Raw genomic sequence first — 26,211 nt, forward strand, 5'->3', positions numbered from 1 at the left:
CGGGAGGTCGGATTCCGACCCCCCGCGACGACGACCTTCTGGCGCTCAGATACCCGATCAGTCAGAGGCGGGCAGCGGCTTTGGGCTCTTGATACTCAGCTCGGCGCCATCGACGCTCAACGATCCGGTGCCTGCCGACGTGCAGAGCAGTTCGATCGTGTCGCCTGCGTCAACATAGCGCTTTCCGAGAAGTGTTGCCGGAGAGCCGCCGTCACCGGCGATCTTTGCCGCGGTGGCGGCCGGAACCATCGGCGCTCCGCCGCAGGCAACCGCCACGTCGCCTGCCGGCGCCTTCACCACCACGACGCGGGTGGCGCAGCTGGTACTTGCCAGCTGGTCACCGGGGCGCAACGGCGTGCTTTGCTGAGTCATCGTGAACATCCTTTTCGACGAGAATCTTATCGTTGGGAGACAGCTGCTCGGAGAGGTTACTGAAGTCAAATGCCTGCCGCGCCAACCAGAATCGCAGGAACTCTGTGAGCGAGTAACGCAGGAACACCGCAGAGCCCACGACAGCCAGCGAGATACCGATGAGTGCGATGACGATTGCGTCGCGCTGCTCGAGCGGATTCGCGGTGCCATGCGAGATGAAGTACGCGATGATCGCCAGCACCGGGCCGATCACCATCAAAGCGAGGCCGATGCGCAACCAGAGCTGCGACCGCCCGGTCGCCGGATCGGCGATCTTCAGCTCGGACAATTCGCGGGTGAAGCGATCGGCGCGGGATTCGGATGAGGTCATGAGGAACTTCCTAGGTAGAGGGCTGCCAGTTGTTTTCGGAATTCGTGGTCGGGACGACCCTGGTGTTCGACCCGTCCGCGGACTAGCACCGCGGCATGGTCTGCATAATCGAGAACGGCCGCCGCGAACTGCTCGACAACCAGTACGGCGACACCCTGCCGGGCGATCTCCGCCACCTGCTCATAGAGCTCGGCGACGATCAGGGGTGCCAGCCCCATCGACAACTCGTCGAGCAACAGCACCGCGGGATCGGTTGCCAGACCCCGGGACAGGGCCAGCATCTGCTGCTCACCACCGGACATCGTGCCGGCGGTCTGCGTTGCCCGCTTACCCAGAATCGGGAAGCGACTGAACGCGATCTCTTCGATCTCCGCGCGCGAACGCCCGGTGAAGGTCATCATCTGCAGGTTCTCCCGGACCGTCAGGTTCGGGAAGACGCCGCGGCCTTCGGGTATCAGGCAGACACCCGCACGGGCCACATCGCCAAGTGCCATTCCGGTGGCATCTCGACCACCGAGCACCAGCTGCCCCGATTTGACCGGGTGATTGCCTGCCGCCACGTTCAGCGTCGTGGTCTTGCCTGCGCCGTTCGGTCCGAGCAGCGCAACGACCTGTCCGGCGGAGACGCTCAGATTGATGCCGTGTAGCACCGAGATGGCGTCGTAAGCCGCACGGACGTCCCTCAGTTCCAACATTGGAGTCATGCTTCCGTCCCCAGGTATGCCGCCAGAACTTTCTCGTCTTTACGGATCACGTCGGGCGGACCCGATGCGATGATCTTGCCGAGGTCGAGCACGAACACCTGGTCACAGACTTCCATGACCAGTTCCATGTCGTGTTCGACCAGCAGGATCGCAGCGCCACGGTCGGCGATCGTGCGGAGCAGGAGCGCAAAGCGTTCCGTTTCCTCGGGATCCTGACCGGCCGCCGGTTCGTCCAGCAGCAACAGGCTGGGTTTGACGGCAAGGGCTCGCGCCACCTCCACCAAACGCCCCATGCCCGTTGGCAACTCGTCCGAACTCACATCGGCGATGTCACTGAGACCGAGTCGCTCGATGATCTCGTCGACGACCTCTGCCGCGTTGCGACGATGCGGACCGAGTTCCGCGGCAACCAGCAGGTTGTCGCGAACACTCAAGCGGCCGAACAGTTCCAGTCGCTGAAATGTCCGGGCCAGACCACGTCGGGCCCTCTTGGAGGGACCTTCTCGCGTCACGTCGTGGCCATCCATCACCACGGTGCCCGTCACCGGCTTGCGCAATCCGGTGACAACGTCGAACAGCGTGCTCTTACCTGCGCCGTTTGGCCCGATCAAGCCGGTGATCTTGCCTGCCTCCGCAGACAGCGCAACGTCTTCCAGCGCGCGGTGGCCACCAAAGGCCACCGTCACACCACTAACCTCGAGTTGCAATGGCATGGTCCAACACCTCCTCGTCCTCGGCGCGCCACGGGCGCTTGAGCCCCCACCACTCGACCGGGATGTCCTCATCAACAATCGACCCATCGGAGCCCAAAGTGTCCGAGTTCGGGAAATCCGGATCGTCCGGATCGATGATCGGAGCGGGCTTGAGCGCCGCCCAGACCTGCAGGGCAATCACTCCGGCGACGATGCCGAAGAAGAAGATCCAGCCATCGAACACGTCGCCGAGGCGCAGTGCCCAGAGCAGCACGAACCAGCTCAGGAATGCCGACACCGCGATGCGATCGGCGAAGATCGGATCCCACTGCTTGCGCATCTGCGGGATCGCACCCGAACTCAGGATTCCGCCTGCGAAGGCGATACCCGCCAGACCCGGGATCACCTGGACGAGGTCGGCGGAATCGGGCCAGATCATCACCACTGCGACAAACGGACCGGCCAGCATGAATCCGGTGAAGAACCCGGCACCCACCGAGCCCAGACCCGCGATGGTCGCGATCAGGAACAACGGCAGTCCGGCAACAAAGTTGAACTGATCGGCGGTGACCGACTGCAGTTGCATTCCGTACAGGGCGCCACCGAGACCGGCGATGCCGGCACCGAGTGCGAAGACCGCAACCTTCGCCGTCAGCAGATTGCCGCCGAGCGTGGCGTAGGCCGCCTCGCTGTCACGTTGCGCGATGAGCCTGCGCCCGTACCGGCTTCGGCGAACCAGTGCCACGACGAGTGTCGCCAGGGCGAGGAATATCGCCGAGAGGATCGTGATCCTGGCCGTGGTGTCGAAATGGAACCCGAACAGGTTGGGCCCCACCAACTCGACCGATCCCTGATCGAAGATCGTGATCTCTGCACCGAAGACGTTGAACGCCGGGAGGGTGAAGATCCAGCGATCCATGATGACCGCGAACGCGGCGGTTCCCAGGGCCAGATACACCCCCGAGAGCCGTAGCGCCGGGATGGCGACGATCGCACCCGCGATCGCCGACACCAACACCGTGGCGATCAGTGCCCACCACTGCCCGCTGCCTCCGAAGTAGGCGCACGCAGCCGCGCCGATACCGGCCATCGTCAACTGGCACAACGAGATCTGACCGGCAAAGCCCGCAAGCGGGACAAACGAGAGCGCGATGATACTCATCGGGAAGATCAATCCGAAGCTGATCAGATCACCCTCACTGAGGACGGTCGTCAGCACCACCGCGAACACGACGATTGCCACACCGAAGATCACGGTGCCACGCACTGTCGGCAACGGAACCTTGGTCAGACGCCGGTCGCGACCACGCAGACGGCCATGCGGGAACAACAGCAGGGCCAACAGCAGCAGGAGCGCAGGCGCCGCGAGGCGCAGACCCGGAAGGTACTCGTTCTGTGGCAGGTAGCCGGCGAGGTACGCCTCCATGCAACCGACCACGATTGCGCCGACAAAGGTCATCGGCAAACTCTTGAGCCGCCCGAAAATTGCTGCGGCATAAGCGCTGATGATGAGCAACGACAGCTGCATCGCATCGAGGGCCACCATCGAGGCGATCAAGATGCCGCCGATCGCGGCCAGTTCGGTGCCCAGGATCCACGCCACGCGGTTGGCACGCACCGGATTTGCTCCGGTGAGGCCGACCAGTCCCCTGTCGTCCACGGTTGCCCGCATCTCGGTGCCGATACGGGTGTTGAACATCAACAGCCGCAGGCCGATTGCCACTGCAATCGCCACCAGCATCGTCACCATCTGATGCCAGGTGATGGTGGCCGAACCGATGTGTATCGGAGACTGGTCGGCGAAGAACCGGGGAATCGACTTGGCGTCGTTCGGATTCCAGATCCACCGTGCCAGGGCGATCAGACCGCTCAACAGAGCGATCGTCATCACCATTTTCTCTGCCTCACCCAATCGTTGGACCGGGCGCATCGCCAGTTCGACAAGGATCGCAAACCCCGGTGCCAGGACACCGAGAATAATTACCAGCGAGAGCCATACCGGCAAACCCCATCCGATGGAGATCTGCCAGAACGTGAACGCGGCAAACATGCCTGCCGCGCCATGCGCGAAGTTGAAGACGCCGGTGGTCGTGTACGTGAGTACCAGACCACTGCCGATCACTGCATAGATCGCAGCGGTCGTCAGTCCAACGATTCCGAAGGTGAGGAATTGGTCCATTACTTCACATCACTCATGCTCTTACCCACATCGGCCAGGGTCATCGGGGCTCCGTAATCCTTGGTGTACTTGTACGGTTCGACGCAGCGATAGAACTCTCCGCCCTCACTACCGACGTCCACGGACTCCCAGCCGTCGGCTGTTGTCTTCTCGACATTGAAGCAACCGTTCGGGGGAACGGGTGCCGAGAGATTCGTCGGAGCGTGCAATCCGCCACCCGTCCAAGCGGTTTCGCTCTTCGCGTTCTCCACCAGGCAGGCACGGGTCAGATCGTCACCACAGGCCGCGGCAGACTTGGCGAACAGCAACCAGGATGACATCGCACGAATCGCAGGCAGGGTCATCTCGGTGTCCGGAGAGTACTTGGCCCACAGTTCTTCGAACTGCTGCATCGCCGGAACATCGCTTCCGAAGGGCGCGTTGCCCCCGAGATCGAGGTAGTTGTTCTGCTCGGCGGCCGAGGAGCCTGCCAGTTCGACGAACTGATCGCCGTAGGCGTTGTTGTTGGTGTCGATCCAGTCGAGCTTGTAGTCGATGCTGGTCAGCACACTCTCGAGCTTGGCGAGTTGCTTGAAATCGCCGTAGTAGATGAGCCCTTTGACGCCCTTGCTCTTCATCGACTGTGCGTAAGGCGTCCAGTCCGACACACCCATGGCCGGGTACAGATCGTTGTAGATGAATGTGCCACCGGCTGCGGTGGTGGATTCGACCGCCTGCTCGCCAAGTACCTTTGTCACAGGTGAGTCGCCGTTGATGATGCCGACCGCGCCCTTGGAATCGGGGTACGCCTCATTGATGAGCCAGTTCCGGAAGCCGTAGTACGGGTCATAGCCCGCTGTCATGCTCGGATCGGCGGAGATCTCGAGGTCAGCGCCTGCCGACTGCATCTGGGCAACCTGACCCGGGAAGCTCGGAAGGGTGCAACCCAGGCGTTCTTTGACACCGAGTCCGTCGAGCGCACTGCCGCCGCCGACGAGGGCGAAGTCATCACGGCACGCGGCAATCATCTGCTGGCGCACCTCCATGAGCTTGCTGTCACGGGTGTTGGCAACGATCTTGCGTCCGTTGATACCACCAAGATCGTTGCACCAGGAGGTGAACACCTTGGCCGTGTCGACGAACTCCGAATTCTTCGTGAAGCCGACATCGGAGAAGACCCCGACCTGGATCTCCGAGTCCGTGACCCCCTGCGCGGTGGACCCCTTCGACGGCCCCGACGAGCAGACGTCGGACAGGTCGCCGAAGTCGCTCGACGCACTGGCCGCCGCAGTGGTGCCGCCACCACCGCCTTCTTCGGTCCCGGTGTCACTGCTGTCTCGGCCACTACAGCCGGCAACGAGCACCGTGATCGCCATCAAGGCGATCAGCATGCGTTGTGGTTTCACATTGTTCCTTTCGACTACGTCCGTCCGTCTGCGGATGGGGAGATCCGAGACGGGTTGTGGACCCTGCCCACGGCGGATGGATTGCACGCTGTGGGCTGTGGCGCTTCCGCTAGTAGGAAACTAGCTTCTCCCATTTGAAGAATCAAGATTTTGTAGGATGCAGGTCACACCTTACTGAAACTGTGACCATCGGCAAACCGGACAGCATACGTGCACGATTCAGGGTCGGCCCGCTCGTTTATCCAGGTGAGCGGCCCGATAACCGCGACCCTCATAGAAGTGTCCAAGTCAAGGACCCCAGGATGAGACCGAACCGCGAGCCACAGTCGCCCACGGCATCAAAGTCGAGGAATTTTCCAGCAGGATTGACTAACCGGGCGGTTCATGGAAATCTAGGTATTCGAAAGTGAGAACGTGATTCTCCGACCGAATGAGAGGAGGTGGTGGATGCGTCTGCCCCCGCTACCCGCGGACCAATGGGATGAGACCGTCGACACTGCCCTGAAAGGCATGCTGCCGAGGTGGCGTAGGAATCCGGAGAACGCCGGAACAATCCTCGCCACACTGGTACGTCATCCAGCTCTGACACAGGCGTACCTCGGCTTCAATGTTTACATCTTGTTCAACTCGACCCTGCCGGCGCGCCTTCGCGAACTGATGGTCCTGCGGATTGCACACGTCGCGAACTGCGACTACGAAGCGCACCACCATATTCAACTCGGCAAACAGGCAGGTTTGACCGAGGAGGAGATCTCCGCGGCAGCCCGCGGCGAGGGACTCAATGACTTCGACAGCGTGGCCCTGCGCTCAGTCGATGAACTAAATCAGCACTCTCGAATCTCGGACGAGACCTGGGCGGAACTATCCGACCACCTCGACGAAAAGCAGCGGATGGATCTCGTCTTCACAGTCGGGTCGTATCGGATGCTCGCAATGGCTATCAACACTTTTGACGTACAGCTCGAACAGGAAAGGTAAATCATGGCCCACTTTGAAAAACCAGCTGCAGGCAGCTGGACCGAGCACTGGCCGGAGCTCGGCACCGCACCGGTTGATTACTCGGATTCGACCGACCCTGAGTTCTACCAGGGGGAAATTGACGCCATCTTCAAGAAGAAGTGGGTCAACATCGGTCGCGTGGAGCGCATCCCCAAGAAGGGCAACTACTTCACCCGCGAGATCGCCGCTCTCGGAACCTCGCTCATCATCGTGCGCGATACCGAGGGCAAGGTCCGCGCCTTCCACAACGTCTGTCGTCACCGCGGCAACAAGCTGGTCTGGAACGACTTCCCGAACGAAGAGACCTCGGGTACCTGCCGCCAGTTCACCTGCAAGTACCACGCCTGGCGCTACAGCCTCGAAGGCGACCTGACCTTCGTCCAGCAGGAGGGCGAGTTCTTCGACCTGGACAAGAACGACTACGGCCTGGTCTCGGTCAACTGCGACGTCTGGGAAGGTTTCATCTGGGTCAACATGGATGACAACGCCCAGCCGCTGAAGGAATACCTCGGCCGGCTCGCCGAAGGTGTCGAGGGCTACCCGTACCACGAGATGACCTCGGTCTACAGCTACAAGTCGACGATCAACGCCAACTGGAAGCTGTTCATCGACGCGTTCGCGGAGTTCTACCACGCGCCGGTGCTGCATCAGAAGCAGGCAACCAAAGAAGAAGCCGAAAAGTTGCTGCACCACGGCTTCGAGGCTCTGCACTACGACATCGACACCCCGCACTCGATGATCTCCACCTGGGGAGGCATGTCGCCGCCCAAGGACCTGAACATGGTCAAGCCGATCGAGCGCGCTCTGCGAAGTGGCCTGTTCGGACCATGGGATCGTCCCGACATCGAGGGCCTCGATCCGCTGCCCCCGGGCATCAACCCCGGCAAGGCAAAGCCCTGGGGCATCGACGAGTTCGAGTTCTTCCCGAACATGTCGCTGCTGTTCTGGGCTCCGGGCTGGTACCTCACGTACCACTACTGGCCCACCGCGGTGAACCAGCACGTCTTCGAGGCCAATCTCTACTTCGTACCCGCGAAGACCCCACGGGAGCGCCTGGCTCAGGAACTCGCCGCGGTGACCTTCAAGGAGTACGCGTTCCAGGACGCCAACACCCTCGAAGCAACGCAGACGATGCTCGCAACCAAGACGGTCAGCGACTTCCCGCTCTGCGATCAGGAAATCCTCCTCCGCCACCTCCACAAGGTGGTCAAAGATGAAGTAAGGGAGCACAAAAATGCCACAGCTACCAAGTGACTTCGCTGATCTAGAGAAGTTCTCGGACTGGATTCTGGCCACCGAGCAGGAGCGTTACGCCAAGCGTCTCGACTCCACGATGGACGAGATGCAGGTGTTCTACGACGCCGGCATGGACCGCATCGAAGCCGCGCTTGATTACTGCGACAAGTTCCAGCTCGATGACCTGCCCGAGGACGTCCGCGCCCTCATGCACCTGTTGTCGTCGCTGATCATGGTGTCGTTCCCGATCGAGGTCTGGAAGCAGCCCCGCGTGCTCGACAGCGGTGCGGCCTGGGTCGAGACCGTGAAGCAGCCGGTGTTCTGACATGCAAACACTCGTAGCGGCGGGCCTTCTCGACATCGATTCCGGCGAAATCGTCCGACCCGGAGTCATCCGGATCGATGGTGAACGGATAGTTGGAATAGGAGGTACTCCAGAAGGCGAAATCACCGATCTCGGTGACCTGATCCTGGTCCCTGGCTTCATGGACATGGAAGTCAACCTGCTCATGGGAGGACGTGGCGAAAAGCCCGTCGCATCCATGGTCCAGGATGATCCGCCGCTACGAATGTTGCGTGCGGTGGGCAACTCCCGCCGCACGTTGCGGGCCGGTTTCACCACCGTCCGCAACCTCGGACTCTTTGTGAAAACCGGCGGCTATCTGCTCGACGTCGCACTCGGCAAGGCCATTGACGCCGGCTGGGTCGACGGACCGCGGATCATTCCCGCCGGGCACGCGATCACCCCCACCGGTGGACACCTGGATCCGACGATGTTCGCGGCGTTCATGCCCGGCGTCCTCGATCTGACCATCGAAGAGGGCATCGCCAACGGTGTCGCCGAGGTCCAGAAGGCCGTTCGGTACCAGATCAAGCACGGTGCCCAGTTGATCAAGGTCTGTGTCTCCGGTGGTGTCATGTCACACACCGGAACCGCTGGCGCCCAGCACTATTCATTCGACGAACTCGTCGCGATCGTCGACGAGGCCCATCGACGTGGGCTGCGGGTCGCCTCGCACACCCACGGCGCCGAAGCGGTCAAGCAGGCCATCAAGGCCGGAATCGACTGCATCGAACACGGCTTCCTCGTTGATGACGAAGCGATTCAGATGATGGTCGACAACGGGACGTTCCTGGTCCCAACGACCCGGTTGATCGACGGCATGGACATCTCCCATGCCCCCGATGAACTCAAAGACAAAGCGGCGATCATGTTCCCGCAGGCCCGCATCTCCGTGAAAAAGGCCTACGACGCCGGCGTGAAGATCGCCGTCGGAACCGATGCCCCCGCAATCCCCCACGGCAAGAACGCCGATGAGCTCGTCGCCCTGGTCGACCGCGGCATGAGCCCACTGGCCGTACTGCGCGCCGCCACCACCGTGGCCGCCGATCTGATCAACGTCACCGACCGCGGCCGGTTGGCAGAGGGGCTGCTCGCCGACATCGTCGGCCTGCCGGGAAATCCCCTGGACGACATCACCGTTACTCAGAACGTGAAGTTCGTGATGAAAGGCGGCAAGATCTATGTCAACAAATGATGATCTGCTCGAGCTCCAGCAATTGCTGGCTCGCTACGCGGTGAAGATGACCCAGAACGACGTCGAAGGCGTTGTCAGTGTCTTCACCCCCGACGGCACCTACAGCGCCTTCGGCGACGCCTTTCCCCTCGATCAGTTCCCCGATCTGGTCGCGGCAGCGCCCAAGGGCCTGTTCATGACCGGCCTGCCACTGCTCGAGATCGACGGCGATACCGGAACCGGCACGCAGCCACTGTGTTTCGTTCATGACGCCACACACGACATGCGCATCGGCTACTACAACGACACCTATGTCCGCACGGAAGCCGGCTGGCGTATCAGTACCCGCAAGATGACGTTCATCCGCCGCAGCGGCGAACATGATTCGGGTATCCCGCACGCGTTCGAACGTCCGGGTGCATGAACAGCGGTCACATCGACACCGGTCACATGGACACCGGGCAATTCCGCTCGGCTGTTCGAGAATGGCTCGACGCCAATGATCTGACTCCTGGGCCCGACCATTCTCTGGATGGTCAGGTCGAGCAGTTGAATCGGGTGCGTCGGGCCCTTTTCGATGCGGGGTGGATGCGCTACGGGTGGCCCGCCGCGGTCGGTGGTCTCGGTGGACCCGCAGAACTGCGTGCGGTCCTCGGCGAAGAGGTCGCGATCCGCGATCTCGCCGAGCCGGGCCTGTATTCCATGATCGAAGTCCTGGTGCCGACGATGATGTCTTACGCGACACCGGAACTGGCAGCAGAGATGGTTCCGTTGATGCTCAGCGGCGCCGAGCAATGGTGCCAAGGATTCTCCGAGCCCGGTTCGGGCAGCGACCTCGCATCACTGACGACCAAAGCCGAACAACAGGGCGATAATTGGGTCATCTCCGGGCAAAAGGTCTGGACCAGCCTGGCCCAGTACGCCTCCCGTTGTGTCCTGCTGACGCGAACGGGTCCCGGCCACAACGGGATCACCGCGTTCTTCGTCGACATGGACACTCCCGGTATCACCGTTCGGCCGCTGCGCACGATGCACGGGGTCGACGAGTTCGCCGAGGTCTATTTCGACAATGTCGTTGTCCCGGCCAACCGGATGCTCGGCAAGCCCGGCGACGGCTGGGGTGTGGCGATGGATCTCCTCCCCCATGAACGGTCAACGTGCTTCTGGCACCGCATTGCCTATCTGTTCACCCGGCTGGACCGCTTGCTAACCCAGTCCGCGCCCATCACCACCGCCGCAGACGACGCCGAACTCGGCTCCGCCTACCTGGCCCTGCACACGATTCGCTGCCGTTCCCGGATGACCCAGCAACGACTGGCCGACGGAGCCCAACTCGGGCCCGAGACGTCGGTCGACAAGGTGCTGCTGGCCACCGCCGAACAGCAACTGTTCAACACCGCACGTGACCTGCTGCCGGGGGCAATCGAGCTCTCGGAGTCGGAATGGCGGATCGAATACCTCTATTCGCGTGCCGCGACGATCTACGGCGGCACCGCGGAGATCCAGCGCAACATCATCGCGCGACGACTACTCGATCTCGGGAAGGAGTGAAGATGGACGACGACGAACTCCTTTTGCTCACAGAGACTTTCCGCAAGGCGATGACCGGCGCATCAGGCCCTGAGCTCGATGCGGCACTGGTCGCACTCGGCTGGAACGAGATGCTCGCCGAGATCCCGGAAGTCGCTGTGCCGATGGTATTCCGGCTCCTCGGCGAGACCGGTGCGCACGCGTCGGTGATCAACGACGTAATCGGCGAATACATCCCACTGCCGTTTGCGGGCGGTTCCTGGGTTGTCTGGCATCGCAAGAGCACTGCCACCTCGAGCACCCTCGATCCGGAGTTGCCGCTGGAGGTGGTCGGATCGTGCAGCGGGACCCCGCTGCCCGTCGCCACGCTGGCCGCCGCCCAACGTGCGATCGGATGGTGGCTGGTCGGGACCAGCCGGACGATGTTGTCCCTGGCCCGCGAACACGCACTCAGTCGCACCCAGTTCGGAAAGCCTGTTGCCGGCTTCCAGTCGATCCGCCACAAGCTCGCCGAAACCTACGTCGCCATCGAGGGCGCCGAGGCGGCCCTGACTGTGGCCACGGAGACGCAGCGGAGCGGAGCTCGACCATCGAATACCGACGAACTGGGGTCGATTTTGGCGAAAGCTGCTGCGGGACAAGCAGCCCTGACCGCGAGCAAACACTGCCAGCAAATCCTGGGCGGCATCGGATTCACCGAAGAACACGACCTGCAGCGCCACATCAAACGTGCTCTGGTCCTCGACGGTCTCTTCGGCAGTGCACGGGAACTCACCCGTGAGGCCGGCGCCATCATTCGCAAGCAGGGTCACGCACCCCGCCTCGTCGACCTGTAGAAGCAACACCACAAAAAAAGGGCCGGTATCTCGTAAGAGATACCGGCCCTTCTTGTTTCAGCTATCCGATCAGCAACCCGGGATTGCTTCTCCGGAGCCCTGGACGGCCAGGATCGTGCAGAAGGTGGTGCCTGAAACGACCCAGGTGCCGTCGACCAGCACAGCCTCGCCGCTCTGGCCGGGGAGCACGGGTGCGCCGCCGATGTTCAGATCCCACAAGACAGTTGCCTTGTCTTCGCTGTCGAGGGTGACTTCCTGGACGGTGGCGGTGGTGCCCGCGGCCTGGGGGTTTGCGACCATGCCCTGCAGCACCGGTCCGAAGACCGCGGCGTTCTCGACGTACTTGGTTCGCTCTTCGATCGGAGCTGCTCCGTTGAAGAAAGTCTCGTACGCGACGGTGATCGCCTCGGTGGTTGCCGGGTCGGCGGTGGCTGCGGCGGCACTCGAGGTGGCGGCGGCCGAGGACGCGGCGGTGGACGATGACGAGCTGTCGTCGCTGTCATCGCTACAGCCGGCAACGAGGCCGACCAGAACAGCAGCGCAAGCGCCCGCCGTGAGTGCCCTACGGACGATTGAATTACGCATGGCGTGAGTCCTTTCTCGTGGACAGAGGTTCCGGCCACTGAAATAAAGCTGAAGTCTCCGGCCGATCAATGGGCACTTGCGATTTCGCATGTGCGCCCACTCACCCGCTACGACGACTGAGACTGATAATTGCATTCTCGGATGGATCGTACGACATTCTCGAAGGGCCCTGAAGGGATTCGAAGAAATCCACAGAACCGTATTGTCGAGGAGATTCGACCGGTCCCACCTGCGATGATCGTGAAGCTCTTAAGTGATCTTCGCCTTCATTTCGTCGAGGCGGGCCAGAACCGGATATCCGTTGACACTCAGCGCATTTCCGTGCCCGGTCTGATGTATGTCGAACACCGACTGGATAGCCGCGTAGAAGCCCTGCACGTCGAGCGTCTGATTCACCGCGCGCTTGGCCTGACGCAGACCGAACGGCGGCATGGACGCGATGTGCCGTGCCAGTTTCATCGTCTCGTCATCGAGGTCGGCACGAGCCACCACCTTGTTGACCATGCCGACCTGCTCCGCCTCCACGGCGGTGACCGGACGGCCGGTGAACAGGATCTCCTTGGCCTTACGCGGGCCGAGTTCCCATGTGTGACCGTGATATTCGACCCCGCCGATACCCATCAGCACCACCGGGTCCGAGAACTGCGCGTCATCGGCGGCGACGATCAGATCGCACGGCCAGCACAGCAGCAAACCACCGGAGATACAACGACCCTGAACCGCCGCGATCGACGGCTTGGGGATGTTGCGCCACCGTAGTGAGTACTCCAGGTAGCGGCGACTTTCGTTCTGATAGATCAACTCCAGGGTGATCTTGTCCGGGATCGGACCGCCACCCTTGAGATCGTGACCGGCCGAGAAGTGCTTGCCCTCGGCACGCAGGACGATGACAACGACCTCGGGGTCGTTGGCCGCACGCATCCACGCCGCATCCAGTTCGTCGAGCAAAGCGGCGTTCTGCGCGTTCGCCGCCTCCGGACGATTGAGCGTGATGGTCGCGATCTTGTCGGCAACCTCGTAGTCGATGTACGTCATTGGTCTCATCCCCTCGGTAGTCCGAGCACACGCTCGGCAATGATGTTGCGTTGCACCTCAGATGTACCGCCTGCGATGGTGCCTGCGAAGCTCCGCGCGTACCGGTCGAACCAGCTCCCGCTGAAATCGTCATTGTTCAAGGGCATATGGGGTGAGCTGACTGCGGGATGGATGAGACCGTCGACCCCGGCCGCGTTCAGCGCCACCTCGGATGCCGTCTGAACCGCCTCGGATCCAAGCACTTTCAGCACCGACAATGCGGCCACATCCTCTTCACCGCGCGCCGTGCGGGCCAACGCCGCCGAGCCGAGCAGGCTCAGGGCCTTGGCGTCCATGAGCAGGGTCGCGTAGCGGTCACGGTCCAGCGGGGTGGTGGGTACGAAGTCGCCGATGAGATCTTGCAAGCGGTCGGCGAAACCCATCCACAGCAGATTCCGCTCGTGGCCCAACGATCCGGATGCCACACCCCAACCACCATTGAGCGGACCGATGAGGTTCTCCGCAGGCACCCGCACGTCATCGAAGAAGACTTCGTTGAAGTCGGTGTCGTCGGAACGGCAGACCGAGGCGAACGGACGTCGCGTGACGCCGGGCAGGTCGGTCGGTATCAGCAGAACGCTGATCCCCTTGTGCTTGGGCACATCTGGATCGGTCCGAACGAACGTCAGGAGCACGTCGGCGTGGTGGGCGCCGGACGTCCAGATCTTCTGGCCGTTGACGACGAAGTGGTCTCCATCGCGTACGGCGCGGGTTCGCAGCGATGCCAGATCGGAACCAGCGCCCGGTTCACTCATACCGAGAGCAGCGGTGATCTCGGCCCGCAGAATCCTTGCGGCCCAGTGGTTCTTCTGCTCGTCGGTACCGAATGACAGGATCGACGCCGCGATGATGCCGAGGCCCTGAGGATTGAAGCTGTGGTAGATCCGTCGGCGCGACAGCTCGCGCAGATGGACGTACTGTTGCAGGATCGTTGCGTTCCGGCCGCCGAACTCCGGCTGGTTTCCGGGCAGCAGCCATCCGTGTTCGAACTGCACGCGCTGCCAGCGCCGAGCCCACTGCGGCATGTCCGCACTCGAATGTGACCGTTCGGTGGTCTCGGCCTCCGCCGGCACATGCTCATCGAGGAAGGCTACGAACTCTTGCCGGAAAGCCTCCAGTTCGGGATCAAATGTCAACTGCATGTCGCTCCTCGAAGATGCGGGCACGGTGCTGCGCAGCACCACCGAGTAAGAGTTCGCCGGACTTCGCCCGTTTCAGCGCGAACTGCAGGTCGTTCTCCCACGTGAACCCCATTGCGCCGAACAACTGCAGGCCGTGCCGGAAGACCAGGGACTGGCATTCGCCTGCCGAGGCCTTTGCCATCGATGCCGCCACCGAAACGGCCTTGTCGTCGCGGGCCGCGATGGTCTGAGCGGCGAAATAGGCGAGAGCGCGCGCACGTTCGATGGCTACATGCATGTCCGCGGCCTTGTGTTTGACGGCCTGGAACGAACCGATCGGGACACCGAACTGCTGCCGGGATTTCACATGCTCGAGCACCATGTCCAGAACACGTTGGCAGGCACCAACTGTCGTCAGCGCGAGCCCGGTCAGCGCCACCGGCATCGCCAGGGACACATCGATATCGGCGCGATCACCACCCCGGACCCGAACTCCGGCGAACGAGACCTCGGCGATGTGCAGCGCGGGATCGAAGACCTCGCTACGGGTGGCAACCACCTGATCGCCCCGGACAACAAACGTTCCGGCCGGGGTGGCCACTGCGATCCGGTCGGCGCGATCGCCGTCGAGGATGTGCTTGGCGGTGCCGTCGAGCACCCAACCGGCTCCGTCACGGCGAGCGTTGACGCCGTCGAAGACCGCTGTTCCGGCTCCGCCGTCGAGCTCGTGGCCGGGCGCAAGTGGAGCGAACTGCGTCATCGTGGCCAGGTATGGAGTGGGGTCGGTCGCCCGGCCCAGTTCCTCGAGGACGATCGCCAGTTCGAGAGCATCGGCGCGGTCGGTCAGTTCCGTCCACCCGAGCTTGTTGTAGAGCTTCCACAGCGGCGCGGGATCAACCCCACCGTCGACGACACTTCGAATGAAAGCGGGTGAACACTCTTTCGCGACCACGTCGCGGATGGTGTCGCGCCATAGACGTTGGTCCGAGTCGAACTCCAACAGCATGCCGACAGGCCTCCTTCTCCGTCGTGTTTCCACGACATAGTGAGAATATCATTCTCACATACCGTTAGTATCGGTCTCGGAAGTGTTGGTGACTTGCGTCCCGAACGGACTTTTCCGGGCTCAGGTCCGGTAGAGTGCCAGCCATGTTCTCCACACTTCGCCGCGGACCATCGTCCGATAAAGGCCCAGGAGCGATCAGATCGTGACCAGTCCCAGCGAAGAGCCGGCATGGAAGCAGCGCGCGGTCGAACGCTCGATCAAGACCGCCAAGCTGCGCGCCGAGCAGCGCGTCCAGAAGTTTCTCGACGCCGCACAAGCGATCATCACCGAGAAAGGCACGACGGAGTTCACGGTCCAGGAAGTTGTCGACCGATCACGTCAGTCGCTGCGGAGCTTCTACCTACAGTTCGACGGCAAGCACGAACTCCTACTCGCCCTGTTCGAAGATGCACTCGGCCGATCCGCCGATCAGATCCGGGCCGCCGCCGCCGGGCAGACCGATCCCTTGGAACGCCTACAAGTTGCTGTTCAGCTGCTCTTCGAGCTCTGCCGCCCCGACCCCAACGCCAAACGCCCACTGTTCAACGACTTCGCGCCCCAGCTGCTGCTGACGCATCCCGCCGAGGTCAAGATCGCGCACGCACCATTGCTCGCCCTGTTCACCGAGTTGATGGAACTCGCGCACGAGGCCGGCGAGTTGCGTCCGGACGCCCATCCCAAGCGAACGGCCGCGATGACGATGCAAACCGTCATGTTCATCGCGCAATCGAGTGGTGCCACCGACGACACCACGGTGCAACCGATCACGTCCGACGAGGTCTGGAAGTTCTGCGCCAAGGGATTCTCAGCTTCCGAAAAGTGAGAATGCTGTTCTCCTGTTGAAGAATTCTGCTTACAATCGGTAGATGGCCGATATGTGGAGTGACCTTCTCAGCTGTCTCGAACTACGCCCGCTGACCCCCGCCAACGATTCCGATACCCCTGCGCAGGGCCCCGGAAACACCGCTGCGGTCTTCGAAGGGCAGAACCAGAATCTCGAATATCACCGTCTCTTCGGCGGTCAGCTCCTCGGTCAATTCATCTCGGCCGCTCTGGCGACATCGCCAGGCAAGACGATCAAATCGATCCACTCCGTCTTCAGCAAGGAAGGCCATGCGGACGAGCCCGTCACCTACGACGTGGTGCGTCAGCAAGAGGGACGTACGTTCGCCAGCCTCCTGATCACCGCACACCAATCACGCGGCGTGATCGCGTCGGCGGCGGTCTCGATGCACGTGTCCGAGGACGGGCCGGAGCTCCAGGAAATCGGCGCACCGTCGCCCCTGCTCTCGGCCGACCACGACATCGACTTCAACCTCATCCCGTGGGAGACCCGGACCGCAGGCGACCTGAACTCCACCGGGGTCTCGGCTCCCGAGTTCGAGTTCTGGATGCGCACACCCACAGTGGACCCCGCGCTCGCACCCGCGCTGGCGGCGTATGCCACCGATCTGACACTGATCGGTACCGCCCTGCTCCCGCTGGAGGGCTACAGCCAGATCGGCAACGGCACCGCATTCCATTCCGCGGTCACCTCACACACCATCTGGTTCCACCGGCCGTTCCGTACCGACGAGTGGCTGCTGCTGCGTCAGCACAGCCCACTGGTGGCGCACGCCCGAACCTTCGGCCGCGGTGACATCCTCACCGAGAGCGGGCAGCTTGTTGCCTCATTTGCACAAGAAGCCATGGTACGCATCAAGTCCTGACCACATTTGGTCGAAACACGCAGAAGCACAACAGATCTGAGGACATACATGGCGACCAATGCTGCACCGAACCGCGTTGTCCAGTGGGCAACCGGCAATATCGGCACCAAAGCACTACGAGGGATCATCGAACACCCGGCATTGTCCTTGGCCGGCGTCCATGTCCACAGCGAGAACAAGGTCGGCCGAGATGCAGGCGAACTCGCCGGCCTGGACCCGATCGGGGTCACCGCGACCAATGACATCACCGACGTGATCGCGCTTGCCCCGGACTGCGTGTTGTACATGCCGGCCGCACTCGACGCCGACGAGGTCTGCAAGCTACTTGCCGCAGGTATCAACATCGTCACCACCCGTGGCGAGTTCCACCATCCGGCGACCATGGATTCGCAACTGCGGGCCGCAGTGGAGGAAGCATGTCGCGCAGGCGACGCCTCCATTCACAGCACCGGTAGCAGTCCCGGGTTCATCACCGAAGCCCTTCCCTTGACGGTGACTTCCATCCAGCGACGCCTCGACAAGCTGACCATCGATGAATATGCCGAACTGTCCTCACGCAACTCACCGGACCTGTTGTTCAGCATCATGGGGTTTGGGCAGGCGCCCAGCGAGTTCAATGACGCCCGACTCGAGCACGCACGGACCAGCTTCGGGCCATCACTGCGGCATACTGCAGATGCGCTGGGCCTGACCCTCGATTCGATAGAGGCCTCCGGCGAAATCGGTCTTGCGACCAAGGACATCGAGATCGCGGCCGGCACGATCAACAAGGGAACTGTTGCAGCGCAGCGGATCAGCGCGAACGGCATGCGCGACGGCAAGGCGCTCATCACGTTCCGGGCCAACTGGTACTGCACCACCGACTTCGATCAGAACTGGGATCTGCTCGACACCGGCTGGCGGGTAACCGTCGAAGGCGACGCACCACTCGAGATCACCATCAAGTTCCCGATCGCGTTGGAAGACATGGCCGCAACGACCCCCGGGTATACCGCCAACCGCGCGGTCAATGCGATCCCCTATATCTGCGCGGCATCCGCCGGGATACGGACCACCGCCGATCTACCTCAGATCATCGCGCGACTGGGCTGACCCTGCGCCGGCGCGGCGATCAACTGTTCTGCCGCGCCGTAGGGGTCGGTCTGGCCCGCGGCCACCGCGTCGGCCAAACGCCCCAGATCCGGATGCATCTGAAGCAGTGTCTGGGCCAGTGAAAGGATCTGCACCCGGGCCCGTGCCGACTTCCGGCCGGCGTTGTCGTCGCGGTGGTGGGCATCGATCGCCTCGACCAGCTCATCGATCCCCTCGCCGCGCACAGCAACGAGTTTGAGGATCGGGACACCCGATTCGGCCCGCAGGTCACGGACGGTCTGATCGGCGCCGTCTCGGTCGGCCTTGTTCACCACCAGTATGTCGGCGACCTCCAGCAGACCGGCCTTTGCAGCCTGAATAGCGTCTCCGGCACCGGGATTGAGGACAACGACGGTCGGGTCGGCGATCGCTGCCACCTCGACCTCGGATTGTCCGACCCCAACCGTCTCGACGACGATCAGATCGTAGGAGATCGCACCCAGGAGCCTGATCGCCGCCGGAACCGCCGCCGACAGCCCACCCAGATGGCCGCGGGTGGCCATCGAACGGATCAGGACTCCGGTGTCATTGATGTGCGCGGCCATCCGGATGCGGTCACCGAGCAACGCACCACCGGAATAGGGTGACGACGGGTCGACCGCAAGTACGGCGACCTTCAGACCACGCCGGCGATAGGCGGTGACCAGGGCGGCGACGGTGGTGGACTTTCCGGCGCCGGGCGGGCCGGTCAGGCCGACAACACGCGGCCTTGCCGACCCGATCACTCCCAGCACCTCATCGCGGCGCGGGCCCTCGACCAGAGTGAGCAACTTGCCCGTTGCCCGCTCCGATCCGGCCCGCGCCGCGGCGATCAGTTCATCGATTGTCATGCGAGGCAGTGATTGTCAGTCCACAAACTCACGCGTGGACCTCGACCACAACAGCAGAACCCATACCGCCACCGGCACACATCGCCGCCACACCGATACCGCCGCCACGACGGCGGAGTTCGTGAATGATCGTGGTCAGCATGCGGGCACCACTGGCAGCGACCGGGTGACCCAACGAGCAACCGCTACCGCTGGTGTTGACCAGATCCGGGTTGAGATCGAGCAACTTGATGGTGGCGACACACATCGCCGCGAATGCCTCGTTGATCTCGAACAGATCGACGTCTTCGATCTTCAGGCCCGCTCGCGCAAGCGCTTTGGGGATTGCCTCGACCGGAGCCAGACCGGTGAATGCCGGGTCGATACCCACCGAGGCCCAGGAACGTACGGTCGCCAGCGCAGGCAATCCGAGGTCGCTGCTCGCGACCGTCAAGATCGCAGCCGCATCGTTGCCGCCGCTGGAGTTGCCCGCGGTGATCGAGAATCCCTCGATCTCGGGATGCAGAACCTTCAGGGAGGCAAGCTTTTCCATGGTCGAACCGCGACGCGGGTGCTCATCGACCGAGAAGAGTCCGTGGACCGTCTCGATCGGCACGATCTCGTCGTCGAAACGGCCCTCGTCGATGGCGGCGATGGCGTTCATGTGCGAACGGTATGCCCAGGCATCCATCTCTTCACGGGTGACGCCGGCCTTCTGCGCCGCGTTCCAGCCGACGGTGATCGACATATCCTTGTTCGGGGCGTCCGGACGGTCGGGGTGCGACGGCGACATCCACGGGTCGATCCAGTCCTCTCCCACGCGAAAACGCGCCTTCGGCGAGGTCGATGCGGAGTTCACGCCACCGGCCAGGATCAGCTGGTCCATGCCGGACTTGATGCTTCCGGCAGCCGTGGTCACAGCCGACAGGCTGGCCGCGCAGTGCCGGTTGACGGCAAGTCCGGGTACCCCGGTCAGACCGGCGGTGATCGCCGCGTGGCGGGCGATGACGCCGCCGCCGTAAAGGCCCTCGGCGAGGACGATATCGTCGATCAGCTCCGGATCCAGGGTGCTGGCCGCAGCTTTGACCACGTGGTCGGCCAGAACGTAGGCGTCGGTATCGCGCAGACTTCCCTTGACAGCGGTGCCGATCGGGGTGCGTAACGCCGAGACGATGACGGCTTCAGGCATTGTTGTTCTCCAGTTCTGCCACAAGGTTGCGGCGCAATAGCTTTCCGGTCTCGGTACGTGGGAGTTCGTTCTGGAACACGATCACGTCCGGGGTCTTGGACGAGCGGAGCCGGTCCCTGACGAACTGCTTGATTTCGTCGGCGTCACCGGTGCCGACCACAACGGCGACAAGGCGTTGTCCCCATTCGGGATCGGGCACACCGATGACCGCGGCCTCGCTGATGCCGGGGTGATCATGCAGGACATCCTCGATCTCGGCGGGTGCGATGTTCTCACCACCGCGGATGATCGTGTCGTCCGAACGTCCCTCGATGAACAGATAGCCACCCGAGTCGAGATGACCGAGATCTCGGGTTGCGAACCAGCCCTCGTCATCCAGCACACTCCGGCCGCCGTACTCACCCGAGATCTGTTCGCCGCGAACAAATACCAGTCCGGTCTGGCCATCGGGCGTCGGGTTGCCCTCTTCGTCGCGGATCGCGATCTCGATACCAGGCAACGGCTGACCGACGGAACCGAGCCGATCCCTGACCTCGGGGTCGGTGGAGGCGAAAGCGGTCCGATGGTCATCGGGCCCGAGAACCGCGATCGACGAGGCGGTCTCGGTCAAGCCGTAGGCGTTGACGAAGTTGGTGTCGGGGAACAGCGCGAGCGCACGCTCGAGGACCGGCCGCGGAGTACGCGCGCCGCCGTAGGCCAGACTCTTCAGGAACGGTTGGCCGGCATCGGCTTCCGTGGTGGCGTCCACGATGCGCGCCAGCATTGTCGGCACGACCATGGCGTGGGTGACCTTCTCGCGCCGGACCGTCTCGATCCACGCCCGCGGATCGAAGGCGTCGAGGTAGACGATTCGCCGTCCGCTGTAGAGGTTCGACAGCAGATTGGTCAGACCCGCGATGTGGTACGGCGGCACGGCGACAACGGTCGCGTCCTCCGGCGCAGCAGAAGAGAACTCGATCGTGTTGAGCACGTAGGCCAGCAGGTGCCGGTGTCGCAGGATCGCGGCCTTGGGTGCCGCAGTGGTGCCACTGGTGTAGATGATCACCGCGACGGCATCTCCGTCGTAGTGCGCAGCGGGCCGGTCGGCGTCGTCCATGGGGACGCTGCCTTCGAGGGAGTCGATCCAGGAATCGAGATCATTCTGGTCGAGCACCAGCGCACCGGGATGTCGCTCGTGGAGCGCAGTCAACTGCGCTTCTCCGAGCCGGTAGTTGAGCGGCACGAACGGGACACCGGCCATCGCGGCGCCGAACAGGGCAACCGGATACGCCAAGTGGTTGATCCCGGAGTACAGAACCGCCGGGTACTCGGTGAATCCCGTCGCCGCCCGGCGTGCGAGGTCCAACATCTGCCCGGCGGTACTCGTTCGACCGCCGGCTGTCACGACGGCCCGATCGTCCGCCGACGCTGCCATTTCCAAGATCATCGTGATATTCATGAGAACATGATTCTCTCAGACTGAGATCGTCAATTGCAAGAAGGGAAACCCCATGGAAATCAGTGGCAGTTCCGCCATCGTCGTCGGAGGCACCGGCGGACTCGGTGAGGCAACCGTCCGCCGTCTGCATGCCGCAGGCGCGAAAGTTGTCGTGGCCGATGTGGCCGACGAGAAGGGCAAAGCACTCGAGAGCGAGCTGGGCATCCGCTACGTCCACACGGACGCCAGCGATGAGGCCTCGGTCAACGCGGCCATCGCCGAAGCCGAATCCCTGGGCCCGTTGCGTGTCTCCGTGGACTGCCATGGCGGTCCGGCCGGTGGCGGCCGGCTGGTCGGCAAAGACGGCAGCCCGATGGAGCTCGAGGCCTTCACGAAGACCATTGCCTCGTACCTGACCTGGACTTTCAACGTGACCCGCCTCGCCGCGGCCGCGATCGCCCGGCAGGAGCCGCTTGACGAGGGCACCCGTGGCGTCATCATCAACACCGCCTCGATCGCCGGCTACGAGGGCCAGATCGGCCAGCTCCCCTACGCCGCGGCCAAGGGTGGCGTGATCGGCATGACGCTGGTCGCCGCTCGCGACCTCTCGCCCCTCGGCATCCGGGTGATGGCCATCGCCCCCGGCACGATCAACACCCCCGCGTACGGCAAGGCCGCCGACCAGCTGGAGGCTTACTGGGGCCCGCAGGTTCCGCACCCCAAGCGCATGGGTCGTTCCACCGAATACGCCGCACTTGTTGCTGCCATCGTCGAAAACGACTATCTCAACGGTGATGTCATCCGCCTCGACGGTGCACTGCGGTTCCCGCCGAAGTGACTGACAGCAAGCCGCTCGACGGAAAGGTCGCATTCGTGGCCGGCGCGAGCCGGGGCATCGGTGCGGCCATCGCGGTGGCGCTCGCAGACGCGGGCGCCTCCGTGGCCGTTGCGGCACGATCTGAGACAGAAGGCCGTGTCCCGGGCACCATCGGATCGGTGGCGCAGCGGATCACGTCGTCCGGCGGCCGGGCGATCCCGGTGCCCTGTGACGTCACCTCCGAGGAGTCGATCGGCGTAGCGGTCGATCAGACCGTCGCCGAGTTCGGCGGCATCGACATCCTGATCGCCAACGCGGGAGTGCTCTGGCTCGGACCGATCGAGAAGACACCACTCAAACGGTGGCAGTTGTGCCTCGACGTCAATCTGACGGGCGTTTTCCTGATGACCCAGGCCGTCATCCCGCATCTGCGGGCGCGGGGCGGCGGGTCACTGATCGCCGTCACCACCACCGGTGTCGACATGATCGATCGTGGCTCGAACGCGTACTGGGTCTCGAAGGCGGCAGTGGAGCGGCTCTATCTCGGACTCGCATCCGACCTGTTGCCGGACAACATCGCGGTCAACTGCCTGAGCCCGTCCCGGGTGGTACTCACCGAAGGGTGGGCCGCAGCCGGTGGCGGACAGAAGATCCCACCGGAGGCCATTGAACCTCCGGAGACCATGGGTCAGGCAGCACTGCTGCTCGCACAGCAAGATTCGACCGGGATCACCGGGACGATCCAGCGTTCCGAAACGCTGATCCCCCGGTCCTGACCCCCGGCCACAACCAAATTCGCGCCGGCTACCGTCATCCGCTCCTGTTGCAAAGGGTGCAGATGACGGTAGCCGGCGCGAATTCTGCTGCTATTCGGGAATGTTGGACGGAATCCAGCTCGGTTGGCGCTTCTCCATGAAGGCGCGCATGCCTTCTCGGGGCTCGGGCGAGGTTTCGAGTGCCCCGAACATCGTCTGGTAGTCGATGAGACCGTAGCGCTCGTTGAGCATGCGCTTGACCTGAGCCCGCGCCTCGGGAGCGGTCTGCAAGATCTCACTCGCCGCGGTCAACGCCGCCGACCGCAGGTCCTCGTGAGGCACGACCCGGGAGATCACGCCGAGGCGCAAGGCCTCCGCCGCGTCGAACTTGCGGGCGGACAAGAGAAGATCACGCGCTGCCGCCAGACCCACATGCGCGGGAAGTGCTGCGGCATAGGTGGCATCGGGGATTCCGCGCAGCAGTTCCGGCACCCGGAACGTCGCCCGATCGCTCGCCACGGCGATGTCGGACATCATGGCCACCAAGAGCCCGCCGGCCTGACAGATGCCGTTGACCGCCGAGATGACCGGCGCCCGGCTATCCCGAATCGTCAAGAACGGCAGGACATCATGGCCGATGCCTTCGGGAAGATTGTCACCCGGTTCGGCCCGACCTCCCAGATCACCGCCCGGCGCGAACACGTCACCGGTGCCGGTGATGATCAGCGCGGCCAGGTCGGGGTCCGAATTCACCAGACGGACAGCTCGTTTCAATCCGTAGTACATCGCGGGGGTGAACGCGTTGCGCGCCGCGGGACGATCGATCGTGCACCACCCGATCGGTCCTTCGCGTTTGAACTTCAGGCCGCCGGCTCCCAAATCATCAGTCATGTGTGCAGACTATCGGATTTAACACAATTGAGAATTGGATTGTGCGACATTGGGAATCATCCTCGCATAACCTGTCAGAATGAAATTCTGGTGCGGCACTGCATTCATGAACACAATCGAAATGCCCTCCGTGGCAAAGATGATGGACGAATCGGGCTATCACGGCATGCTCGTCTCCGACCATCTGGTCTATCCACGAGAGCCCACGACCCCCTATCCGGCCACCCCTGACGGAAAACCGTTCTGGCACCCGGAGACAGAGTGGCCCGATCCGTGGGTTCTCACCGGCGCGATGGCGGCGGTCACCACCAATCTCCACTTCGGTAACAACGTGTACATCGCACCTGCGCGTCCCATCATCGATGTGGCCAAGGTCGTCGGCACCGCCGCCGCAATCGCAGGCGGTCGCGTCTCGATCGGACTGTCCGCCGGCTGGAATCGTCAGGAATTCGAGCTTCTCGGACAGGATTTCGACAATCGTGGGCCGCGACTCAACGAGATGATCGAGGCGTTGCGAGTGCTGTGGAAGGGCGGTTGGGTCTCATGGAAGGGCGAGTACTACGACATCCCTGAAATGATGATCGAACCTCATCCGCCGGAGCCCGTTCCCATTCTGTGTGGTGGCGAGTCCGGCCCGGCCCTGCGCCGCGCCGCTCGGCACTGCGACGGGTGGGTGGGCACCGCGTACACGTTGGAGGAGGCCAAGCCGTGGATCGACCGGATCAACGGTCTGCGTCGCGAATACGGTCGTGAGAACGAGCCGTTCGAGATCATCATCGGACTGCGGGAAGAACCCTCACTGGATGTCTACCGACAGGCCGAAGATCTCGGTATCGCTGCAATCATGGTGAACCCCTGGGCCAATTGGGAACGCACGCATTCCGGTGACCACGATGATCTCCGCGCACCTGCCGAGCAGTACCGCGCTCCGCTGGAGGCGTTCGCCGAGAAGTACATCTCCAAACTCGCCTGATAGCGCCCCTCCCGCAAACGAGCCACCTACACGAAGACGAGCCACATATTTTTGTGGCTCGTCTTCGTACAAGTGGCTCGTTTGAATGGGACTGCAGCGACCCGCCTACTACTTCTTGGCGGTCAGCCGTGCGATGTTCGCCTGGAAGTCGTCGGTGGTGAACGACTGATGCTCAGCGCTCATCGCGAAGTCCAGGGTCGCAAGCACTGCCCGCTCGAGGTGCAGGTTGAGTAGTCGCTTGGTGGCTTCCACGGCCTGTTGCGGTTGCTCAGAGATCCGCTTCGCGCAGGCCAAGGCCTCGGTGAGAGGATCGGCGACAACGTGATTCGCCAATCCCATCTCGCGGGCACGCTCTGCGGTGATCCGGGCGCCGGTGAGCGCGTATTCCTTGGCCAGCAGCAGACTGGTGTGCAACGGCCAAGTGACCGGGCCACCGTCCGCGGCAACCAATCCCACCTGCACGTGTGGATCAGCCATATAGGCGTTCTCGCCGATGTAGACGATGTCGCTGAGCGAGGTAAGACTGCAGCCCAGTCCCACTGCGGGACCATTGACCGCCGCGACAACCGGAACCCGGCAACGCGCCATTCCGAGCACGATCTCACGGCCGTCGGCGATGGTCTGCGCACGTAGTTCGTCGTCCTTGGCCAACTCCGCGAGGTACGCGAAATCGCCGCCGGCCGAGAACGCCTTGCCTGCTCCGGTCAAAACCGCAGCGCGCGCACCACGATCGGCGCTCAGCTGCGGCCACAACCGCGCAAGACCCACGTGCAGATCATGATTCACTGCGTTGAGCGCGTCCGGGCGGTTCAGCGTGATGATGCGCAGAGACCCGTCGGCCTGGACGTCGATCTCGTCGGGCATGTCGTACATGG

28 protein-coding genes are annotated in these 26,211 nt (G+C 63.0%); 13 read left to right on the forward strand and 15 right to left on the reverse strand.

The window, feature by feature from the left end; translation table 11 throughout:
* Positions 1 to 57: 57 nt before the first annotated feature.
* From AC1TPF_RS00545 to AC1TPF_RS00570, 6 genes are read right to left on the reverse strand one after another with little or no spacing between them, the layout of a single operon-like run.
* Complete coding sequence (locus AC1TPF_RS00545) at positions 58 to 372, reverse strand: hypothetical protein (RefSeq protein ID WP_482137110.1); 315 nt, start codon at positions 370 to 372, stop codon at positions 58 to 60.
* A complete protein-coding gene (locus AC1TPF_RS00550) occupies positions 338 to 742 on the reverse strand; it encodes a hypothetical protein (RefSeq protein ID WP_482137109.1) in 405 nt (134 codons plus the stop codon). The genes AC1TPF_RS00545 and AC1TPF_RS00550 overlap by 35 nt, the downstream gene beginning before the upstream one ends.
* On the reverse strand, positions 739 to 1,446 hold the full coding sequence (locus AC1TPF_RS00555) for an ABC transporter ATP-binding protein (RefSeq protein WP_482137108.1): 708 nt from the start codon (positions 1,444 to 1,446) through the stop codon (positions 739 to 741). The genes AC1TPF_RS00550 and AC1TPF_RS00555 overlap by 4 nt, the downstream gene beginning before the upstream one ends.
* Complete coding sequence (locus tag AC1TPF_RS00560; protein WP_482137107.1) at positions 1,443 to 2,159, reverse strand: ABC transporter ATP-binding protein; 717 nt, start codon at positions 2,157 to 2,159, stop codon at positions 1,443 to 1,445. The genes AC1TPF_RS00555 and AC1TPF_RS00560 overlap by 4 nt, the downstream gene beginning before the upstream one ends.
* Positions 2,137 to 4,317: a branched-chain amino acid ABC transporter permease gene (locus tag AC1TPF_RS00565; protein WP_482137106.1), complete on the reverse strand. Its 2,181-nt coding sequence runs from the start codon at positions 4,315 to 4,317 to the stop codon at positions 2,137 to 2,139. Before AC1TPF_RS00565 ends, AC1TPF_RS00560 begins: the two co-directional genes overlap by 23 nt.
* Entirely contained in the window at positions 4,317 to 5,687 is a 1,371-nt protein-coding gene (locus AC1TPF_RS00570; protein WP_482137337.1) for an ABC transporter substrate-binding protein, read from the reverse strand. Before AC1TPF_RS00570 ends, AC1TPF_RS00565 begins: the two co-directional genes overlap by 1 nt.
* A 462-nt stretch (positions 5,688 to 6,149) precedes the next feature.
* Between AC1TPF_RS00570 and AC1TPF_RS00575 the strand changes: the two genes are divergently transcribed.
* The 7 genes from AC1TPF_RS00575 to AC1TPF_RS00605 are packed head-to-tail and all read left to right on the forward strand — an operon-like array spanning position 6,150 to position 11,820.
* A complete protein-coding gene (locus AC1TPF_RS00575) occupies positions 6,150 to 6,680 on the forward strand; it encodes a carboxymuconolactone decarboxylase family protein (RefSeq protein ID WP_482137105.1) in 531 nt (176 codons plus the stop codon).
* A gap of 3 nt (positions 6,681 to 6,683) precedes the next feature.
* Positions 6,684 to 7,955, forward strand: a complete 1,272-nt coding sequence (locus tag AC1TPF_RS00580; protein WP_482137104.1) for an aromatic ring-hydroxylating oxygenase subunit alpha — start codon at positions 6,684 to 6,686, stop codon at positions 7,953 to 7,955.
* Entirely contained in the window at positions 7,936 to 8,262 is a 327-nt protein-coding gene (locus tag AC1TPF_RS00585; RefSeq protein WP_482137103.1) for a hypothetical protein, read from the forward strand. The genes AC1TPF_RS00580 and AC1TPF_RS00585 overlap by 20 nt, the downstream gene beginning before the upstream one ends.
* Position 8,263: 1 nt before the next feature.
* Positions 8,264 to 9,475: a metal-dependent hydrolase family protein gene (locus AC1TPF_RS00590; RefSeq protein WP_482137102.1), complete on the forward strand. Its 1,212-nt coding sequence runs from the start codon at positions 8,264 to 8,266 to the stop codon at positions 9,473 to 9,475.
* Positions 9,462 to 9,878 (forward strand): nuclear transport factor 2 family protein, encoded by a 417-nt coding sequence (locus tag AC1TPF_RS00595; protein ID WP_482137101.1) that lies wholly within the window; start codon positions 9,462 to 9,464, stop codon positions 9,876 to 9,878. Before AC1TPF_RS00590 ends, AC1TPF_RS00595 begins: the two co-directional genes overlap by 14 nt.
* A 26-nt stretch (positions 9,879 to 9,904) precedes the next feature.
* The gene (locus AC1TPF_RS00600) at positions 9,905 to 11,005 is read left to right on the forward strand and encodes an acyl-CoA dehydrogenase family protein (RefSeq protein ID WP_482137336.1); all 1,101 of its coding nucleotides are present in this window, start codon (positions 9,905 to 9,907) and stop codon (positions 11,003 to 11,005) included.
* 2 nt (positions 11,006 to 11,007) lie between these two features.
* Positions 11,008 to 11,820, forward strand: coding sequence for an acyl-CoA dehydrogenase family protein (locus AC1TPF_RS00605; RefSeq protein ID WP_482137100.1), 813 nt, complete (start codon positions 11,008 to 11,010; stop codon positions 11,818 to 11,820).
* 69 nt (positions 11,821 to 11,889) lie between these two features.
* Here the strand turns inward: AC1TPF_RS00605 and AC1TPF_RS00610 are convergent, their stop codons facing one another.
* From AC1TPF_RS00610 to AC1TPF_RS00625, 4 genes are all read right to left on the reverse strand, one after another.
* On the reverse strand, positions 11,890 to 12,405 hold the full coding sequence (locus tag AC1TPF_RS00610; RefSeq protein WP_482137099.1) for an MTB12 C-terminal domain-containing protein: 516 nt from the start codon (positions 12,403 to 12,405) through the stop codon (positions 11,890 to 11,892).
* A 249-nt stretch (positions 12,406 to 12,654) separates the two neighbouring features.
* A complete protein-coding gene (locus AC1TPF_RS00615) occupies positions 12,655 to 13,440 on the reverse strand; it encodes an enoyl-CoA hydratase (RefSeq protein WP_482137098.1) in 786 nt (261 codons plus the stop codon).
* A 5-nt stretch (positions 13,441 to 13,445) separates the two neighbouring features.
* Positions 13,446 to 14,621, reverse strand: coding sequence for an acyl-CoA dehydrogenase family protein (locus tag AC1TPF_RS00620; protein ID WP_482137097.1), 1,176 nt, complete (start codon positions 14,619 to 14,621; stop codon positions 13,446 to 13,448).
* Positions 14,605 to 15,606, reverse strand: a complete 1,002-nt coding sequence (locus AC1TPF_RS00625; RefSeq protein ID WP_482137096.1) for an acyl-CoA dehydrogenase family protein — start codon at positions 15,604 to 15,606, stop codon at positions 14,605 to 14,607. The genes AC1TPF_RS00620 and AC1TPF_RS00625 overlap by 17 nt, the downstream gene beginning before the upstream one ends.
* Before the next feature lie 202 nt (positions 15,607 to 15,808).
* Here AC1TPF_RS00625 and AC1TPF_RS00630 point away from each other — a divergent pair, with 202 nt between their 5' ends.
* Genes AC1TPF_RS00630 through AC1TPF_RS00640 form a run of 3 tightly spaced genes read left to right on the forward strand, consistent with a single transcriptional unit; the run spans position 15,809 to position 18,446 of the window.
* Positions 15,809 to 16,468 carry a TetR/AcrR family transcriptional regulator gene (locus tag AC1TPF_RS00630; RefSeq protein ID WP_482137095.1) on the forward strand — a complete coding sequence of 220 codons (660 nt, stop codon included), beginning with the start codon at positions 15,809 to 15,811 and terminating at the stop codon, positions 16,466 to 16,468.
* A 43-nt stretch (positions 16,469 to 16,511) separates the two neighbouring features.
* A complete protein-coding gene (locus AC1TPF_RS00635) occupies positions 16,512 to 17,354 on the forward strand; it encodes an acyl-CoA thioesterase (RefSeq protein WP_482137094.1) in 843 nt (280 codons plus the stop codon).
* A 48-nt stretch (positions 17,355 to 17,402) separates the two neighbouring features.
* On the forward strand, positions 17,403 to 18,446 hold the full coding sequence (locus AC1TPF_RS00640) for an NAD(P)H-dependent amine dehydrogenase family protein (RefSeq protein WP_482137093.1): 1,044 nt from the start codon (positions 17,403 to 17,405) through the stop codon (positions 18,444 to 18,446).
* Here AC1TPF_RS00640 and meaB read toward each other — a convergent pair.
* The 3 genes from meaB to AC1TPF_RS00655 are packed head-to-tail and all read right to left on the reverse strand — an operon-like array spanning position 18,422 to position 21,921.
* On the reverse strand, positions 18,422 to 19,315 hold the full coding sequence (meaB, locus tag AC1TPF_RS00645) for a methylmalonyl Co-A mutase-associated GTPase MeaB (protein WP_482137092.1): 894 nt from the start codon (positions 19,313 to 19,315) through the stop codon (positions 18,422 to 18,424). The genes AC1TPF_RS00640 and meaB overlap by 25 nt on opposite strands.
* Before the next feature lie 28 nt (positions 19,316 to 19,343).
* Complete coding sequence (locus tag AC1TPF_RS00650) at positions 19,344 to 20,483, reverse strand: thiolase family protein (protein ID WP_482142189.1); 1,140 nt, start codon at positions 20,481 to 20,483, stop codon at positions 19,344 to 19,346.
* Entirely contained in the window at positions 20,476 to 21,921 is a 1,446-nt protein-coding gene (locus AC1TPF_RS00655) for a class I adenylate-forming enzyme family protein (protein WP_482137090.1), read from the reverse strand. The genes AC1TPF_RS00650 and AC1TPF_RS00655 overlap by 8 nt, the downstream gene beginning before the upstream one ends.
* Before the next feature lie 52 nt (positions 21,922 to 21,973).
* Between AC1TPF_RS00655 and AC1TPF_RS00660 the strand changes: the two genes are divergently transcribed.
* Together AC1TPF_RS00660 and AC1TPF_RS00665 are read left to right on the forward strand one after the other, a co-directional pair.
* Positions 21,974 to 22,738: an SDR family NAD(P)-dependent oxidoreductase gene (locus AC1TPF_RS00660; RefSeq protein ID WP_482137089.1), complete on the forward strand. Its 765-nt coding sequence runs from the start codon at positions 21,974 to 21,976 to the stop codon at positions 22,736 to 22,738.
* Positions 22,735 to 23,493: an SDR family NAD(P)-dependent oxidoreductase gene (locus AC1TPF_RS00665; RefSeq protein ID WP_482137088.1), complete on the forward strand. Its 759-nt coding sequence runs from the start codon at positions 22,735 to 22,737 to the stop codon at positions 23,491 to 23,493. The genes AC1TPF_RS00660 and AC1TPF_RS00665 overlap by 4 nt, the downstream gene beginning before the upstream one ends.
* A 90-nt stretch (positions 23,494 to 23,583) precedes the next feature.
* On the opposite strand, the gene AC1TPF_RS00670 is transcribed toward AC1TPF_RS00665, so the two are convergent.
* The gene (locus AC1TPF_RS00670) at positions 23,584 to 24,363 is read right to left on the reverse strand and encodes an enoyl-CoA hydratase/isomerase family protein (protein WP_482142190.1); all 780 of its coding nucleotides are present in this window, start codon (positions 24,361 to 24,363) and stop codon (positions 23,584 to 23,586) included.
* A 79-nt stretch (positions 24,364 to 24,442) separates the two neighbouring features.
* Between AC1TPF_RS00670 and AC1TPF_RS00675 the strand changes: the two genes are divergently transcribed.
* Positions 24,443 to 25,336 carry a TIGR03619 family F420-dependent LLM class oxidoreductase gene (locus tag AC1TPF_RS00675; RefSeq protein WP_482137086.1) on the forward strand — a complete coding sequence of 298 codons (894 nt, stop codon included), beginning with the start codon at positions 24,443 to 24,445 and terminating at the stop codon, positions 25,334 to 25,336.
* Positions 25,337 to 25,444: 108 nt separating this feature from the next.
* On the opposite strand, the gene AC1TPF_RS00680 is transcribed toward AC1TPF_RS00675, so the two are convergent.
* A complete protein-coding gene (locus AC1TPF_RS00680) occupies positions 25,445 to 26,209 on the reverse strand; it encodes an enoyl-CoA hydratase/isomerase family protein (RefSeq protein WP_482137335.1) in 765 nt (254 codons plus the stop codon).
* Positions 26,210 to 26,211 lie beyond the last annotated feature (2 nt).

The sequence above is a fragment of the Williamsia sp. Y853 genome, from assembly GCF_056786495.1.

What these genes read in the sequence shown, in the direction of transcription:
- AC1TPF_RS00555 (WP_482137108.1), bottom strand. Translation starts at nt 1,446, where the DNA reads ATGACTCCAATGTTGGAACTGAGGGACGTCCGTGCGGCTTACGACGCC.
- AC1TPF_RS00610 (WP_482137099.1), bottom strand. Translation starts at nt 12,405, where the DNA reads ATGCGTAATTCAATCGTCCGTAGGGCACTCACGGCGGGCGCTTGCGCT.
- AC1TPF_RS00625 (WP_482137096.1), bottom strand. Translation starts at nt 15,606, where the DNA reads ATGCTGTTGGAGTTCGACTCGGACCAACGTCTATGGCGCGACACCATC.
- AC1TPF_RS00570 (WP_482137337.1), bottom strand. Translation starts at nt 5,687, where the DNA reads ATGCTGATCGCCTTGATGGCGATCACGGTGCTCGTTGCCGGCTGTAGT.
- AC1TPF_RS00560 (WP_482137107.1), bottom strand. Translation starts at nt 2,159, where the DNA reads ATGCCATTGCAACTCGAGGTTAGTGGTGTGACGGTGGCCTTTGGTGGC.
- AC1TPF_RS00650 (WP_482142189.1), bottom strand. Translation starts at nt 20,483, where the DNA reads ATGCCTGAAGCCGTCATCGTCTCGGCGTTACGCACCCCGATCGGCACC.
- AC1TPF_RS00680 (WP_482137335.1), bottom strand. Translation starts at nt 26,209, where the DNA reads ATGTACGACATGCCCGACGAGATCGACGTCCAGGCCGACGGGTCTCTG.
- AC1TPF_RS00675 (WP_482137086.1), top strand. Translation starts at nt 24,443, where the DNA reads ATGAAATTCTGGTGCGGCACTGCATTCATGAACACAATCGAAATGCCC.
- AC1TPF_RS00635 (WP_482137094.1), top strand. Translation starts at nt 16,512, where the DNA reads ATGGCCGATATGTGGAGTGACCTTCTCAGCTGTCTCGAACTACGCCCG.
- AC1TPF_RS00595 (WP_482137101.1), top strand. Translation starts at nt 9,462, where the DNA reads ATGTCAACAAATGATGATCTGCTCGAGCTCCAGCAATTGCTGGCTCGC.
- AC1TPF_RS00545 (WP_482137110.1), bottom strand. Translation starts at nt 372, where the DNA reads ATGACTCAGCAAAGCACGCCGTTGCGCCCCGGTGACCAGCTGGCAAGT.
- AC1TPF_RS00620 (WP_482137097.1), bottom strand. Translation starts at nt 14,621, where the DNA reads ATGCAGTTGACATTTGATCCCGAACTGGAGGCTTTCCGGCAAGAGTTC.
- AC1TPF_RS00565 (WP_482137106.1), bottom strand. Translation starts at nt 4,317, where the DNA reads ATGGACCAATTCCTCACCTTCGGAATCGTTGGACTGACGACCGCTGCG.
- AC1TPF_RS00655 (WP_482137090.1), bottom strand. Translation starts at nt 21,921, where the DNA reads ATGAATATCACGATGATCTTGGAAATGGCAGCGTCGGCGGACGATCGG.
- meaB (WP_482137092.1), bottom strand. Translation starts at nt 19,315, where the DNA reads ATGACAATCGATGAACTGATCGCCGCGGCGCGGGCCGGATCGGAGCGG.
- AC1TPF_RS00660 (WP_482137089.1), top strand. Translation starts at nt 21,974, where the DNA reads ATGGAAATCAGTGGCAGTTCCGCCATCGTCGTCGGAGGCACCGGCGGA.
- AC1TPF_RS00615 (WP_482137098.1), bottom strand. Translation starts at nt 13,440, where the DNA reads ATGACGTACATCGACTACGAGGTTGCCGACAAGATCGCGACCATCACG.
- AC1TPF_RS00640 (WP_482137093.1), top strand. Translation starts at nt 17,403, where the DNA reads ATGGCGACCAATGCTGCACCGAACCGCGTTGTCCAGTGGGCAACCGGC.
- AC1TPF_RS00600 (WP_482137336.1), top strand. Translation starts at nt 9,905, where the DNA reads ATGGACACCGGGCAATTCCGCTCGGCTGTTCGAGAATGGCTCGACGCC.
- AC1TPF_RS00670 (WP_482142190.1), bottom strand. Translation starts at nt 24,363, where the DNA reads ATGACTGATGATTTGGGAGCCGGCGGCCTGAAGTTCAAACGCGAAGGA.
- AC1TPF_RS00590 (WP_482137102.1), top strand. Translation starts at nt 8,264, where the DNA reads ATGCAAACACTCGTAGCGGCGGGCCTTCTCGACATCGATTCCGGCGAA.
- AC1TPF_RS00585 (WP_482137103.1), top strand. Translation starts at nt 7,936, where the DNA reads ATGCCACAGCTACCAAGTGACTTCGCTGATCTAGAGAAGTTCTCGGAC.
- AC1TPF_RS00550 (WP_482137109.1), bottom strand. Translation starts at nt 742, where the DNA reads ATGACCTCATCCGAATCCCGCGCCGATCGCTTCACCCGCGAATTGTCC.
- AC1TPF_RS00580 (WP_482137104.1), top strand. Translation starts at nt 6,684, where the DNA reads ATGGCCCACTTTGAAAAACCAGCTGCAGGCAGCTGGACCGAGCACTGG.
- AC1TPF_RS00605 (WP_482137100.1), top strand. Translation starts at nt 11,008, where the DNA reads ATGGACGACGACGAACTCCTTTTGCTCACAGAGACTTTCCGCAAGGCG.
- AC1TPF_RS00575 (WP_482137105.1), top strand. Translation starts at nt 6,150, where the DNA reads ATGCGTCTGCCCCCGCTACCCGCGGACCAATGGGATGAGACCGTCGAC.